An 11,788-nucleotide genomic window follows, 5' to 3' on the forward strand; every position below is an offset into this window, starting at 1 on the left:
GCATCACTCCTTGCGGGGGAAGAAAGTCCGTGCCGCGGCGTCCGCGTCGCCCAGCAAGGCGTCGAGATCGACCGCTTCGGCCAGGGCGCGGTTGCCGTCGTCGCCCGGATGCAGGCGGTCGCCGGAATCGAAACGCGCCAGCAACCGGCCGGGATGGGCCGGATCGCGCAGCGCCGCGTCGGCGTCGATCACCGCATCGAATGCGCCGCCGTAGCGGATCCAGTCGTTGACCCGACGGCGCAGCGCGTCCTTGTCGGGGTGGTAATAGGTGTCCAGCGGCGTGCCGGGCAAGGCGCCTTCGAACGGGGTCAAGGTCACGCCGACCGCACGCACGCCATGGCGGTGCGCCTGCGCGATCAGTTGCCGGTAACCGGCCGTCATCGCTTCCAGCGTGGGCCGCGGCTGATCGGGGGCGAAAGCCGTGCCCGGCCAGGCGATGTCGTTGATGCCCACCATCACCACCACGCTGCGCACGCCGGGCTGGGCCAGCACGTCGCGCTGCAGTCGCGCCAGCGCGCTGTCGCCCATGCCGTCGCTGAGCAGGCGGCCACCGGAGATGCCGGCATTGATCACCGCCACGCCCTTCGGTGCCAGTCGTTCGGCGAGCAGGTCCGGCCAGCGGCTGTCGCGATCCAGGCTGGCGCCGGCACCGTCGCTGATCGAGTCGCCGATCACCGCGACGGCCTGCGCAGGCACCCCGGCGTCCACCTCGATACCCGCCAGCAGCAGGCGCGCGGTGGTGGCCTGCGTGCCGGGCGCGCCGAGGTCGAGGCGGGTGGCGGCCGTCCGCTCGCCGGCGACGATCCAGCCGGTCTGCCGGCCATCCCAGTGGAAGCCGGTCACCGCGGCCGGACCGGGCACGTACACACTGACCGTGACGCGGCCCAGCGCCGGCACCGGCAGTTCCACCGGATCGCTGACCAGTGGTGCGCCGGCCGCCATCGTGGCCTGCGGCTGCCCGGCGAACGTCAGCGTGCGGACGCTGCCGGGCACCGTCGCGCCATCGGCGGCGGGCAGCGCGACGGTCGCCCTGCCGATGCCCAGCGGCTGCCGGCCGTAGGCGTTGGACAACACCACGCGGATGCGCGACCCGCCCAGGCTGAGCCGCGCGACCTGGCGCACGGTCTGCGCCTCCAGCTGCGCCGGCACATTGGTCGGGAACAGGAATTCCTGCCCCCAGACCGGCTGCGGGCTGGCGCTCCAGCTGCCGACCCAGTGGGTCGGTGCGACCGGCCCGGCGGCACGGATCGGTGCGGACATCAGGGCGGCGGCAACCAGTGCGGTCGCGGCAACGGGGAGGCTGACCTTCATCGGGCGGAGTCGTCGGTGAATGGGGATTCCATGATGAATCCGGGGCGCACCGTGGACTAGACTGCCTCCTGTCAAAACATTTGTGACCTGAACTCAACAAGGAGTCCGGCGTGGCCCGCCTCGACGTCAACCGCTCCGGCGAGCTGGAAGTGTTCGCCCGGGTCATCGAACTGGGCGGTTTTTCCGCCGCCGCCCGCGCCTTCGGCATGACCCCGTCGGCCGTGAGCAAGCTGGTCGCGCGGCTCGAACAGCGGCTCGGCACCCGCCTGGTGAACCGTTCCACCCGCCAGCTGCAGCTCACCGCCGAAGGTTGCGCCTTCTACGAGCGCGGGGTACGCATCCTGGCCGACCTGGATGAAGCCGAGCGTTGCGCCAGCGTGCACGGCACCCCGCGCGGACGGCTGCGGGTGAATGCCAACGTACCGTTCGGCCACCATTTCCTGCTACCGCTGGCGCCCCGCTTCCTGGCGCAGTACCCGGACGTCAGCCTGGACATCACCCTCAGCGACGAGGTGATCGACCTGCTCGAACAGCGCACCGACGTGGCCGTCCGCGCCGGGCCGCTGAAGGACTCCCGGCTGGTCGCGCGTCGGCTGGGGCAGACCCGCCTGGTGGTGGTCGCCGCGCCGTCGTACCTGGAACGCCACGGCCTGCCGACCCACCCGGACCAGCTGGCCTCGCACAACCTGCTCACCACCGGGCATGCCCGCGCGCGGCCGGGCTGGCCGATGCGCCAGGGGGAACGCGAGTGGATGGTGATTCCCGCCGGCAACGCCCAGGCCAGCGATGGCGAAGCCCTGCACCGGCTGGCCCTGGCCGGGCTCGGCCTGACCCGGCTGGCTGCGTTCCAGGCCCGCGAGGACATCGCCGCCGGACGCCTGGTGCCGGTGCTGGAGGAGTGGAACCCCGGCGACATCGAAGAGATCCACGCCGTGTTCGTCGGCCAGGGCGGCCACCTGCCGCTGCGCGTGCGCGCGTTCCTGGATTTCCTCGCCGAACAGGTGCGGATCGACGCGGATTGAGCGGCAGCGCCGCCGCTCAGCGCTGCCCCGCCAGCCGGTCGTACGCCGCGCGCACGCGCTCGTAGCCGTACCGTCGCTCCAGCCGGCGCACGATGAAATGCCCGCGCGCCATGTCCTGGTAGTAGTCGGTGAACATGGTGTTCAAGGTCGCGCCCGCCACCGCGCCGACGATCGGCACCGCCTGCGCGGCGAACTTCTCCGTCACCACCACGCCGAACCGCGCCGCGACCTTCTCGACGACCTTGGCCAGCCATTTCCCGGCTTCCTTCGGCCCCAGCCCGAGCACCAGCCTGGAGCCGCCCCTGGCCGCGCCGCCGGCCAGTTCGGCCGACAGGTGCCGCATCACCTCGGTGGTGAAGCCGCGGGCGAGGTAGTAGCCGGTTTCGCTGGCGTCGTCCTTGCTGGAATTGCCGCCCAGCGCGAACACCTCCAGGCAGGCCTGCTTGGTCGCGAACTCGGCCAGGTCGAAGCCTTCGCTGCGCGCCACGTCCGCCACCGAACGCATCATGATCGTGGTCGAGACCGGCAGCTCGACGAACAACGCGGCGAACCCGAACGCGCCACCAAGCGCGCCGGAAGTGGCGGCCGCCAGCTTGTGCAGCCGGGTCGATGCCGCCTTGCCGGGCGTCTTGTCCATGCTCCACAGCGCGGCCTCGGCCGACTTGAACAGCGCCGCCTCGGTAGCCCCGTTGATCCGCGCCGATACCGCGGACGGCAGCTTCCTCACCGCGAATTCGAGCGGCGAACCAATCAGGTTGGCCATCCGCGCGGTGAGGGTCGGCGCCTCCAGCAGGCCGACGGCGCGTTGCAGGTCGGAAAGATCCTGCGGCGAATCCTCGATATCCATGCGCGATCCCGGGCGGGCGCCTACGCCGTTTCCGGCAGGCCGGCCAGCGCGCCCATGAAACCGCGGTAGTGGCGCATTTCGGCGATCGAGTCATGCACGTCGCTGAGTGCGGTGTGGCTGGAAGTCTTGCTCACCCCGGCGGCGACCGACGGCGCCCAGCGCCGCGCCAGCTCCTTGATGGTGGAGACGTCCAGGTTGCGGTAGTGGAAGTACTTCTCCAGCCGCGGCATCTGCCGGTGCAGGAAGCGCCGGTCCTGGCAGATCGAGTTGCCGCACATCGGCGAGGCGCCGGCCGCGACCCACTGCGCCAGGAAGGCGACGGTCTGCGCCTCGGCCTGCGCCATCGTCACCTGGCTGTCGAGCACCCGCTGCCACAGGCCGGAGCGTCGATGCTGGTTGCGGTTCCACTCGTCCATCGCCTCCAGCGTCTCCAGCGGATGGGCGATGGCGAATTCCGGCCCCTCGGCCAGCACGTTGAGCTGCGCGTCGGTGACGACGGTGGCGACCTCGATGATCGAATCGTTGTCGGTATCCAGCCCGGTCATCTCCAGATCGATCCAGATCAGCCGGTCGTTGCCTGCACGGTTTTCCGCCATGTCGCGCCTCTTGCTGGGGCCGCCGGACAGCGCCGGCAGCCGTTCATGAAAGGACGACATGATACGCCGCCACGGACGCGGCCCCGGCGTCAGGACGGAAGCGGCGGCTTGCCGCGCTTGGCGCGGAAATAATTGGTCAGGCGGGTGCCGGCCTCCTGCGCCAGCACCCCGCCGCGCACGTCCACGCGGTGGTTGTGGCGCGGATCGGCCACCAGGTCGAACACGCTGCCGCAGGCGCCGGTCTTCGGATCGGTCGCGGCGAACACCAGCCGCGCGATACGCGCATGCACCAGCGCCATCGCGCACATCGCGCACGGCTCCAGCGTCACGTACAGGGTGCTGCCGACCAGGCGATGGTTGCCCAGCCGCTGCCCGGCCTGGCGCATCGCCACGATCTCCGCGTGCGCGCTGGGATCGTGGCTGGCGATGTTGAGGTTCCAGCCCTCGCCCAGCAGCGTGCCGTCGGCGCCGACCAACACCGCGCCCACCGGGATCTCGTCGAACTCGCGCTGCGCACGGTCGGCCAGCGCCAGTGCATGCTGCATCCAGCGCTCGTCCTCATCCTCGCGAAGAGTTGCCCCGGAAACATCCGGCCCCATTCCGGCATCCGGTTCCGTGGCCGACGACCGCACGCGCGGACGCGCGTCCCCGCCCTGCCCGCCATCCGCTTCGTTCTGCCCGGTCATCGAAGAATCCGCTGCACCGGCCTGCGACCCGGGTGGCGCCGGCGCAGCAGGCGATGTCCTGTTCCCGCTGTTCATGCCCACCTTGTGCCCGCTGCCTGGAAGATGCGCCATTTTCGCCAAATTCCCCGGCGGCGACCACCGCGCGGCTCCCGTACAGAGACGTCATCCCGCAGATGGCCGGAGCGCCGCCGCCCATCGGGGCATCCGTGCATGAAACGCAGCGAAAGCCGGAGGCAACGATCCCACGCCATTCGTGACACACTGCGCGCGCCTTCGTGGGCTGTCGTCGATCATCCGGCGCCATCCTGCTGAACGCTTCGCCGACCAGGTTCAGTCCCGCCACCAGAGAACACAGTGCAGTCACGACAGGAAGACCACTGTGGCCTGGCGATGAATCCATCGCACTGGAGTGCAAGATGACTGATACCAAGACCAATACCAATCCCAACCCGCAGAAGCCGGCGGTCGATGATCCCAAGCAGGATCAGGGCAAGCAGCAGCAGGCGATGGAACGCCAGGACAAGGAAGCCAAGGAAAAGCTGGCCAATGAAGGCGGCAAGCAACACGCGAAGTAACCGACCCGGTTGCTGGTCATGGAGGGCTGCGCTTGCATGCGCGGCCCTTTTTGTTCATGGAGAAACACGTGCACAACGTACGACAAGCCGAGGCACTGATAGTGAAGATCGCCTATCAGCTGCGCCCACCGACTACGACCACCATGGCGCCGTGCAGGCGCTGCGGCAGACGCAGTCCGGGCGGCCAGCCTTGCGCCGACTGCCTGTCGGACGACCTGGGGGAACTCATCAGCAACAAGGGCGCGGTGATGCGATGGGTCGCCTCGCTGAAAGCCGCCGCGCAGGACGAACAGACGATCCTGAGCTACGCGCGGAAATCCGGCCCATCGTGATTCCAGCCGGCATCCTCGCGGCAGGAAGTCATGCCGCAGCGAAGCGCTCGCTCCTGCCCAGCCATGGACGGGACCGCGCTCGGCATCATCCATGCCCCATGGAACGAATGGCCATGCAGTCGCTCGCGCGCAATCACATGCATGGACCCTTGCCTTCAAGGACCTGATCTCGCCCTGCCCAGGGAGTGATTGGCGGAGAGAGTGGGATTCGAACCCACGGAAGGTTTGACCCTTCGCCGGTTTTCAAGACCGGTGCCTTAAACCGCTCGGCCATCTCTCCGTGTCGCGCAGGCGCCTTGCGTGCCTGCGGCAGATGCTGGAACGTGTTCCCAGCGCCCGTCATCCGGGCCCGGCAGCGTGGCCGGGCGCGCATTCTCGCATGACTGGCCGTGCTTTGCTCAGCCGGCGTCCACCGCCAGCGCGCCGACCGCCGAGGCCTTGATCTTCTCCTTGGCGCGCTCGCAGGCGCCGCCGCAATCCAGGCGCGAGGCCTCCAGTTGCGGCGGCAGGTGTTCGGCCAGGAAGTCGATGAACACCCGCACCGCCGGCAGCAGGCCGCGGCGCGAGGCGAACACCGCGTGGCAGATGCCCTGCGGCAGCGACCAGTCCGGCAGCACCACTTCCAGCTCGCCGTTGCGCACGGCCTCGGCGCATACGGTTTCCGGCAGCATGGTGATGCCGAAGCCATCCTTGACCATCGACTGCAACAGCGGGAAATCGAAGCCGGCCACGCGCGGTTGCAGGTCGACGCGGCGCACCGCGCCTTCCGGCCCGTGCAGCTCCCAGCGCTGGCGGGCCTCGTCCTCGCTGATGCTCAGGGTGACGTGGCTGGTCAGCTCGTCCGGGTCCTTCGGGCGGCCGGCACGGTCGAGGTACTTCGGGCTGGCCACCAGCAGTTCCTGCACCTGGCCGAAGCTGCGCATCACCAGGCTGCCGTCGTCGTCCAGCCGCGAGCGCACGCGCAGGGCCACATCGTAGCCTTCGTTGATGATGTCCACCCGGCGATTGCTGATGTTCAGCTGCAGCCGCACCTTCGGATATTGCTCCAGGAACTTCGGCAGCAGCTTGGGCAGCTGCATCTGCGCCAGCGACACCGGTACGCTGGCGCGGACCAGCCCGCGCGGCTCGGCGCTGAGCCGGTCCACCACCTCGCGTGCGGCCTGGGCCTCGGAGAGCATGGTCTGGGCGTGGCGATGGACGCTCATGCCCACGTCGGTCACCGCGAAACGCCGGGTGGAGCGTTGCAGCAGGCGCACGCCCAGTTCGGATTCGAGCTGGCTGATGCGCCGGCTCAGGCGCGACTTGGGGATGCCGAGCGCACGTTCGGCAGCGGCGAAACCGCCGTGATCCACGACCATCGCGAAGTAGTACAGATCATTGAGGTCCTGCATGCCCGCAATCCCATATTCAGAACGATACGTGGCATTCAAGCATCTTTATCCTGAATTTACAACAATCTACCTTGTGCCCTGTCGCGGCCAGGCCGCTCTCTCCGAACAAGGTACAAGCCATGAAGCTCCTGCACATCGACTCCAGCGCACTGGGCGGCAACTCCGTCAGCCGCGAACTCTCCGCCGCCGTGGTGGAAAAGTGGCGCGACCGGATCCGGGACCTGGAAGTGGCTTACCGCGACCTGGACGCAACGCCGGTCCCGCACCTGACCGGCAGGTCGCTGGCAGGCACCGATGAAGCCGAGCACGAGGCCGCCGAACACACCCTGCAGCAGTTCCTGGACGCGGACGTGGTGGTGATCGGCGCGCCGATGTACAACTTCGCCATCCCTTCCACGCTCAAGGCCTGGATCGACCGCATCGCGGTGGCCGGCCGTACCTTCCGCTACACCGAGAACGGCCCGGAAGGGCTGGCGGGCGGCAAGCGCGTGATCGTCGCCAGCAGCCGCGGCGGCATCCACAGCGGCGCGCCCACCGATTTCCAGGAGCCCTACCTGCGCCAGATCTTCGCGTTCCTGGGCATCGACGACGTGGAGTTCGTGCGTGCCGAGGGCGTGGCCTTTTCGCCGCAGCACCGCAGCGACGCACTTGCCCGGGCGCTGGCCGCCCTGCCGCAGCCGCAGGATCAGCGGGCCGCCGCCTGAGTCCTTGCCATCCATGCCACCGCCCCTCGTCGTGGCGGCATGGCTCCGGGTTGCCGGACTCTCTCCCCACGGCGACCCCGACGGCCCCTTTCCGGGGCCGTCATCTTTTCCGTCCGGCCATCGGGCATTGCACCAATGCGAACGGCCCCGCATGCGGGGCCGTTCGGTTCTTCCGGTCATCGGCGCCGTTGCCGGCGCTCAACCGATCCTTTCCGTGCCGCCCATGTACGGACGCAGCGCCTCGGGAACGGTGATCGAGCCATCCGCGTTCTGGTAGTTCTCCATCACCGCGATCATCGCCCGGCCCACCGCCACGCCCGAACCGTTGAGGGTATGCAGCAGTTCCGGCTTGCCGGTGGCCGGGTTGCGCCAGCGCGCCTGCATGCGCCGGGCCTGGAAATCGCCGCAGTTGGAGCACGAGGAGATCTCGCGGTAGGTGTCCTGCGACGGCAGCCAGACTTCCAGGTCGTAGGTCTTGGTCGCGGAGAAACCCATGTCGCCGGTGCACAGCAGCACCTTGCGGTACGGCAGGCCCAGCTTCTCCAGCACCGTTTCGGCGCAGCGGGTCATGCGCTGGTGCTCGGCCTCGCTTTCCTCCGGCCGGCAGGCGGCGACCAGCTCCACCTTCTCGAACTGGTGCTGGCGGATCATGCCGCGCACGTCGCGGCCGCCGCTGCCGGCCTCGGCGCGGAAGCACATCGAATGGGCGGTCATGCGCAGCGGCAGGCGCTCGGCATCGACGATCTCGTCGCGCACGATGTTGGTCAGCGGCACTTCCGAGGTCGGGATCAGGTAGCGCGGGGAATCGCCGACGGCGGTCCGGAACAGGTCTTCCTCGAACTTCGGCAGCTGGCCGGTGCCGCGCAGCGACTCGGCGTTGACCAGCACCGGCACGTTGATTTCCTCGTAGCCGTGCTCGCCGGTGTGCAGGTCGAGCATGAACTGGCCCAGCGCCCGGTGCAGCCGGGCGATCGGCCCGCGCAGCACGGTGAAGCGCGCGCCGGACAGCTTGGCCGCGGTCTCGCCGTCGAGCCAGCCGTTGCGGGCGCCCAGTTCCACGTGGTCCAGCACCGGGAAATCGAAGCTGCGCGGGGTGCCCCAGCGCGACTGCTCGACGTTCTCCGCTTCGTCCTTGCCGACCGGCACATCGTCGGCCGGCAGGTTGGGAATGCCCAGCGCGATGGTCTCGATGCGCTCGCGCAGCACGTCCAGTTCGGCTTCCGAGGCCTTCAGCTCATCGGCGAATCCGGCCACCTCGGCCATGATCGCCGAGACGTCCTCGCCCTTGGCCTTGGCCTGGCCGATGGCCTTGGAGCGGCTGTTGCGCAGGCTCTGCAGTTCCTGGGTACGCACCTGGATGCGCTTGCGGCCGGCCTCCAGCGATTCGAGTTCGGCCACGTCCAGGTCGAATCCGCGCGAGCTGCGCAGGCGTTCGGCGAGTTCGGCGGGCTGTTGGCGAAGCAGGGCGGGATCGAGCATGGGAAGCGGCACTGTGTACGGACGTTGGCCGCAATTATCGCCTGAACCGGGCGTTTCTGCCGCGCGATTCATTCCGGCTGTGCCAGAATCCCAGCGTTCAAAACGGTCAGGCCCATGTCCGCTTCCCGCCCATCCTCCTCCCGCAACATCACTTTCCAGTTGCCGCGGCGCAGTCTGCTGATCGCCGGCATCGCCTTCTGTGTCGGCCTGCTGCTGTTCGTGGCAGTGTGGCTGGGCACCCGCAACAACGATTTCTACCGGCCCGGCCCCACCCAGACGCCGCAGCAGGTGGCCGAGGTGGAACCCCTGCCCGAGCCGCTGCCGGCCGGCGCCGACGTCAGCGACATGCCCGATGCGCGGCCGCTGCCCGAAGACCAGCGGCCACAACTGGTCGAAACCCCGGCACCGGCTCCGGCACCCGCCGCCGAAGCGCCGGCACCGTTGCCGGAAACCGGAACCGCCGCCGCACCGGTGCCGGGCGACCGCCCCTTGCCGCTGCCCGGACAGAGCCCGGCGCCCCGCTACCCGGCCGCCGCGCTGCGGCGTGGCGAGCGCGGCACCGTGGTGGTGCGGGTGGACGTGGATGCCAATGGCGCGCCTGGCGGGGTCACGCTGGTTCAGCGCAGCGGATCGCGCACGCTCGACCGCGCGGCGATGGAGGCGGTTCGCGGCTGGCGCTTCCAGCCGGCCCAGCGCAACGGCCAGCCGGTGGCCGGCAGCGTCGAGATTCCGTTCGATTTCAGTCCGGGACAGTAACCTGAACCCCGCCCCCTGCCGGAGAGCCGCGTTCACAGGCAGCTGACGCAGCTTCGGCACGAACGGGGCAAGACTGGCCACCTCCCAAGACGCACGGAGGTCCGCCATGCCGATGTCCCATACCCAGGATCTGCACGACCACCAGCCGGCCGCCCCTGCGCCGGCATCCGAACGCCCCGCCTCGCCATGGTTGTGGGTGGCGCTGGTGGCGACCCTGTTCGTGGCCGCGTGGTGGTGGCTGCAGCAGAACCGCGGCGCCGAACCGGCCCCGGCCCCGGTGGCCGAGCGCGCATTGCCCGCCACCCTTCCCGAAGAAACCGCCGCACCCGCCGCACGCAGCGGCGCCGACCGGCCGCAGCAGCAGCGCACGCCGGCCTTGCCGGCCAACCGCCCGGCGCAGCCGCTGGCCGGCAACGCGCTTCCGGACTACCCGCGCGCCGCACTGCGCGCCGGCGTCGAAGGCGGCGTGATCGCCCGCATCCAGGTCGACGCACGCGGCCAGGTGGGCGATGTGTCCATCGTCCAGCGCACAGGCACGCGCGACCGCAACCTCGATCGCGCGGTGGTGAATGCCGTGAAGACCTGGCGCTTCGAGCCGGCGATGCGCGATGGCCGCGCGGTCGCCAGCGTGGTGCAGGTGCCGGTGGACTTCAGGACCGCACGCTGAGTCCGAAACCGGCGCCGCCGGCCAGGGCGTCGAAACCGGGGAACGACGTCGCCACGTTGGCGACGTCGTTGATCCGCACCTCGCCTTCGCTCAACTGCCCGGCGATGGCGAACGCCATCGAGATGCGGTGGTCGCCATGGCTCTCGATGGTGCCCGGGCCGAGCGGACCGGGATGGATCGTGGCGCCGTCGGCGGTCTCGTCCACGCGCAGCCCCAAAGTCCGCAGGCCGGTGGCCATGGCCGCAAGCCGGTCCGACTCCTTGACCCGCAGTTCGGCGGCGCCGCGCACCACGGTCGGGCCGCGGGCGGCGGCGGCCGCGACGAACAGCGCCGGGAACTCGTCGATCATGTCCGGCACCAGTTCTTCCGGGATTTCCGCGCCCTCGAGCGGGGCATGACGCACGACCAGATCGGCGACCGGTTCGCCGCCATGCTCGCTGTGGTTTTCCTCGGTGATGTCCGCGCCCATCAGCCGCAGCGCGGCCAGCAGGCCGGTGCGGCGCGGGTTCAGGCCGACCTGCCGCAGGCGCAGCTGCGAACCGGGGACGACGCTGGCGGCGACGATGAAGAACGCCGCCGAGGAGAAGTCCGCCGGCACCGCGATGTCGGTGGCGCGCAGGCGCTGGCCGCCGCGCAGCCGCGCCCTGCCCGGCGAGAAATCGATGTCCGCGCCGAACGCGCGCAGCATGCGTTCGGTGTAGTCGCGGGTCGGGTGCGGTTCCAGCACTGAGGTTTCGCCTTGTGCGTACAGCCCGGCCAGCAGCACCGCCGATTTCACTTGGGCGCTGGCGACCGGCAATTCGTAGTGGATGCCCTGCAGTTGCGAGCCGCCGTGGATGCGCAGCGGCGGCGTGCCGTCGGCCTGCGTGTCGATGCGCGCGCCCATCTGTGCCAGCGGCCCGGTCACCCGCCGCATCGGCCGCCGCGACAGCGATTCGTCGCCGCTCAGCACGCTGTCGAACGGCTGCCCGGCCAGCAAGCCGGCCAGCAGGCGCATGCCGGTGCCGGCATTGCCGCAGTCCAGTTCGCCCTGCGGCGCCTTCAGCCCATCCACGCCCACGCCGTGGACGATGCGCTGCGAGGCCGACGGGGTTTCGATGCGCACGCCCATCTTCGCGAAGATCGCGGCGGTGGCGCGGGTGTCCTCGCCTTCCAGGAAGCCGTCGATGCGCGAAACGCCGTCGGCCAGTGCGGCGAACATCACCGCGCGGTGCGACACCGACTTGTCGCCGGGGATGGCCAGCGTGCCCTGCAGCGGTTGGCCTTTGCGTGCGATCCAGTAGTGCTGGGAAGTCATGCGGAATCTCGTTGGTGTGAATCCTTCTCCCTGCGGGAGAAGAGCCTGCCCCTGCGAAGGTGGGGGTGCCTGCAGGACGGATGAGGGACCGGGCGAAGCGTCAGGGAGTCTGGATGCGAGGGCTT

The 11,788-nt window shown here is 69.7% G+C and carries 13 protein-coding genes and 1 tRNA gene; 6 read left to right on the plus strand and 8 right to left on the minus strand.

Annotated features, from left to right (window positions below; genetic code table 11):
* Positions 1-3: 3 nt before the first annotated feature.
* Positions 4-1,311 (minus strand): SGNH/GDSL hydrolase family protein, encoded by a 1,308-nt coding sequence (locus OK345_RS12925; RefSeq protein WP_265155067.1) that lies wholly within the window; start codon positions 1,309-1,311, stop codon positions 4-6.
* Positions 1,312-1,421: 110 nt separating this feature from the next.
* On the opposite strand from OK345_RS12925, the gene OK345_RS12930 reads away from it, so the two are divergent.
* Positions 1,422-2,333: a LysR family transcriptional regulator gene (locus tag OK345_RS12930; protein WP_265128396.1), complete on the plus strand. Its 912-nt coding sequence runs from the start codon at positions 1,422-1,424 to the stop codon at positions 2,331-2,333.
* A gap of 16 nt (positions 2,334-2,349) precedes the next feature.
* On the opposite strand, the gene OK345_RS12935 is transcribed toward OK345_RS12930, so the two are convergent.
* The 3 genes from OK345_RS12935 to tadA form a co-directional block, all read right to left on the minus strand.
* A complete protein-coding gene (locus tag OK345_RS12935; protein ID WP_265128397.1) occupies positions 2,350-3,180 on the minus strand; it encodes an EcsC family protein in 831 nt (276 codons plus the stop codon).
* A gap of 20 nt (positions 3,181-3,200) precedes the next feature.
* Complete coding sequence (orn, locus tag OK345_RS12940; protein ID WP_265128524.1) at positions 3,201-3,776, minus strand: oligoribonuclease; 576 nt, start codon at positions 3,774-3,776, stop codon at positions 3,201-3,203.
* Between the two features lie 89 nt (positions 3,777-3,865).
* A complete protein-coding gene (gene tadA, locus OK345_RS12945) occupies positions 3,866-4,375 on the minus strand; it encodes a tRNA adenosine(34) deaminase TadA (protein ID WP_265128398.1) in 510 nt (169 codons plus the stop codon).
* Between the two features lie 503 nt (positions 4,376-4,878).
* On the opposite strand from tadA, the gene OK345_RS12950 reads away from it, so the two are divergent.
* Together OK345_RS12950 and OK345_RS12955 are read left to right on the plus strand one after the other, a co-directional pair.
* The gene (locus OK345_RS12950) at positions 4,879-5,037 is read left to right on the plus strand and encodes a hypothetical protein (protein ID WP_265128399.1); all 159 of its coding nucleotides are present in this window, start codon (positions 4,879-4,881) and stop codon (positions 5,035-5,037) included.
* Between the two features lie 101 nt (positions 5,038-5,138).
* Positions 5,139-5,369 (plus strand): hypothetical protein, encoded by a 231-nt coding sequence (locus OK345_RS12955; protein ID WP_265128400.1) that lies wholly within the window; start codon positions 5,139-5,141, stop codon positions 5,367-5,369.
* A gap of 190 nt (positions 5,370-5,559) precedes the next feature.
* On the opposite strand, the gene OK345_RS12960 is transcribed toward OK345_RS12955, so the two are convergent.
* Both OK345_RS12960 and OK345_RS12965 read right to left on the minus strand, forming a co-directional pair.
* Positions 5,560-5,649: transfer RNA gene (locus OK345_RS12960), tRNA-Ser, on the minus strand.
* 118 nt (positions 5,650-5,767) lie between these two features.
* Complete coding sequence (locus tag OK345_RS12965; protein ID WP_265128401.1) at positions 5,768-6,760, minus strand: LysR family transcriptional regulator; 993 nt, start codon at positions 6,758-6,760, stop codon at positions 5,768-5,770.
* Between the two features lie 119 nt (positions 6,761-6,879).
* Here OK345_RS12965 and OK345_RS12970 point away from each other — a divergent pair, with 119 nt between their 5' ends.
* The gene (locus OK345_RS12970) at positions 6,880-7,464 is read left to right on the plus strand and encodes an FMN-dependent NADH-azoreductase (protein ID WP_265128402.1); all 585 of its coding nucleotides are present in this window, start codon (positions 6,880-6,882) and stop codon (positions 7,462-7,464) included.
* A gap of 198 nt (positions 7,465-7,662) precedes the next feature.
* Here the strand turns inward: OK345_RS12970 and serS are convergent, their stop codons facing one another.
* Positions 7,663-8,943: a serine--tRNA ligase gene (gene serS, locus OK345_RS12975; RefSeq protein WP_265128403.1), complete on the minus strand. Its 1,281-nt coding sequence runs from the start codon at positions 8,941-8,943 to the stop codon at positions 7,663-7,665.
* Between the two features lie 114 nt (positions 8,944-9,057).
* Here serS and OK345_RS12980 point away from each other — a divergent pair, with 114 nt between their 5' ends.
* Together OK345_RS12980 and OK345_RS12985 are read left to right on the plus strand one after the other, a co-directional pair.
* On the plus strand, positions 9,058-9,699 hold the full coding sequence (locus OK345_RS12980; RefSeq protein WP_265128404.1) for an energy transducer TonB: 642 nt from the start codon (positions 9,058-9,060) through the stop codon (positions 9,697-9,699).
* Positions 9,700-9,805: 106 nt separating this feature from the next.
* Positions 9,806-10,366: a TonB family protein gene (locus tag OK345_RS12985; RefSeq protein ID WP_265128405.1), complete on the plus strand. Its 561-nt coding sequence runs from the start codon at positions 9,806-9,808 to the stop codon at positions 10,364-10,366.
* On the opposite strand, the gene aroA is transcribed toward OK345_RS12985, so the two are convergent.
* On the minus strand, positions 10,350-11,663 hold the full coding sequence (gene aroA / locus OK345_RS12990; protein ID WP_265128406.1) for a 3-phosphoshikimate 1-carboxyvinyltransferase: 1,314 nt from the start codon (positions 11,661-11,663) through the stop codon (positions 10,350-10,352). The genes OK345_RS12985 and aroA overlap by 17 nt on opposite strands.
* Positions 11,664-11,788 lie beyond the last annotated feature (125 nt).

This window comes from Xanthomonas chitinilytica, assembly GCF_026107455.2.
Taxonomy (GTDB): domain Bacteria; phylum Pseudomonadota; class Gammaproteobacteria; order Xanthomonadales; family Xanthomonadaceae; genus Stenotrophomonas; species Stenotrophomonas chitinilytica.

What these genes read in the sequence shown, in the direction of transcription:
- OK345_RS12970 (WP_265128402.1), top strand. Translation starts at nt 6,880, where the DNA reads ATGAAGCTCCTGCACATCGACTCCAGCGCACTGGGCGGCAACTCCGTC.
- OK345_RS12980 (WP_265128404.1), top strand. Translation starts at nt 9,058, where the DNA reads ATGTCCGCTTCCCGCCCATCCTCCTCCCGCAACATCACTTTCCAGTTG.
- OK345_RS12985 (WP_265128405.1), top strand. Translation starts at nt 9,806, where the DNA reads ATGCCGATGTCCCATACCCAGGATCTGCACGACCACCAGCCGGCCGCC.
- OK345_RS12965 (WP_265128401.1), bottom strand. Translation starts at nt 6,760, where the DNA reads ATGCAGGACCTCAATGATCTGTACTACTTCGCGATGGTCGTGGATCAC.
- serS (WP_265128403.1), bottom strand. Translation starts at nt 8,943, where the DNA reads ATGCTCGATCCCGCCCTGCTTCGCCAACAGCCCGCCGAACTCGCCGAA.
- OK345_RS12925 (WP_265155067.1), bottom strand. Translation starts at nt 1,311, where the DNA reads ATGAAGGTCAGCCTCCCCGTTGCCGCGACCGCACTGGTTGCCGCCGCC.
- OK345_RS12950 (WP_265128399.1), top strand. Translation starts at nt 4,879, where the DNA reads ATGACTGATACCAAGACCAATACCAATCCCAACCCGCAGAAGCCGGCG.
- tadA (WP_265128398.1), bottom strand. Translation starts at nt 4,375, where the DNA reads ATGGGGCCGGATGTTTCCGGGGCAACTCTTCGCGAGGATGAGGACGAG.
- aroA (WP_265128406.1), bottom strand. Translation starts at nt 11,663, where the DNA reads ATGACTTCCCAGCACTACTGGATCGCACGCAAAGGCCAACCGCTGCAG.
- OK345_RS12935 (WP_265128397.1), bottom strand. Translation starts at nt 3,180, where the DNA reads ATGGATATCGAGGATTCGCCGCAGGATCTTTCCGACCTGCAACGCGCC.
- orn (WP_265128524.1), bottom strand. Translation starts at nt 3,776, where the DNA reads ATGGCGGAAAACCGTGCAGGCAACGACCGGCTGATCTGGATCGATCTG.